This window comes from Streptococcus sp. GMD6S (assembly GCF_000297015.1).
In genome coordinates this window covers 1-636 of record NZ_AJRH01000384.1, presented here as the reverse complement: position 1 = coordinate 636, position 636 = coordinate 1, and the positions used below count along the sequence as shown (strand labels likewise).

The window sequence follows — 636 nt, the reverse complement described above, 5'->3', positions numbered from 1 at the left end:
TGTTCATGAGAATCCATTTAGAGAAGACTATCTTTACGATCGTATACATGTGATTTTTTATCAGGGATTTATCCAAAGTCTGCCACTAGAAAAATTGAAAGCTGACTACGGTGAAGAAGAAATTTGTGTAGGTGATCACTGTCTCTACCTCTATCTCCCTAGAACTGCAAAACAAAAAAAGCTCAATACCAACTATCTTGAAAAATTGTTTGGCGTGGTTCTGACCATGCGAAAGTTAAACGTAGTTGAAAAACTATTAACCAAATAGTACTTGAAACCAGAAAAAATCAGCAGAGGTAACTCCGCTGATTTTTATTTTGTCTGTGTCTGAACATAAGTCGCAATGACATCTGATGTGTACTGGGCTGTTCCAGCTCCAAATTTGTCAATGTTTTCCTTAAACTCTGGGTTATAGACGTAGCCTTTGCCGATATGGCCGAAGACCTCAATAGAGCAGTCAAATCCATAAGTACGAATAGCTTGCAAGAGTTTGGCTGCTTGCTCTTGGTTTTCGACCGCTGTTGCAGCTAGCCCATTTTTAAGGTTTTGTGCCAAGGCTTGAAAAACTTGGTTGAAGGCGGCTGTAGCCTCATCTTCGCGACCTTTTTGGCGCTCGAGAGCCTGGCCCATGACTTC

Annotated in this window: 1 protein-coding gene and 1 pseudogene; one reads left to right on the top strand and one right to left on the bottom strand. The window is 41.2% G+C overall.

Going from position 1 to position 636, the window contains the following annotated elements:
- Positions 1-268 (top strand): annotated as a pseudogene (locus tag GMD6S_RS11915) (DUF1697 domain-containing protein); the annotation flags it as partial.
- Between the two features lie 44 nt (positions 269-312).
- On the opposite strand, the gene GMD6S_RS11910 reads toward GMD6S_RS11915, so the two are convergent.
- Positions 313-636, bottom strand: a 324-nt coding sequence (locus tag GMD6S_RS11910) for a TipAS antibiotic-recognition domain-containing protein (protein ID WP_000374848.1), incomplete at its 5' end; no start/stop codon positions are given.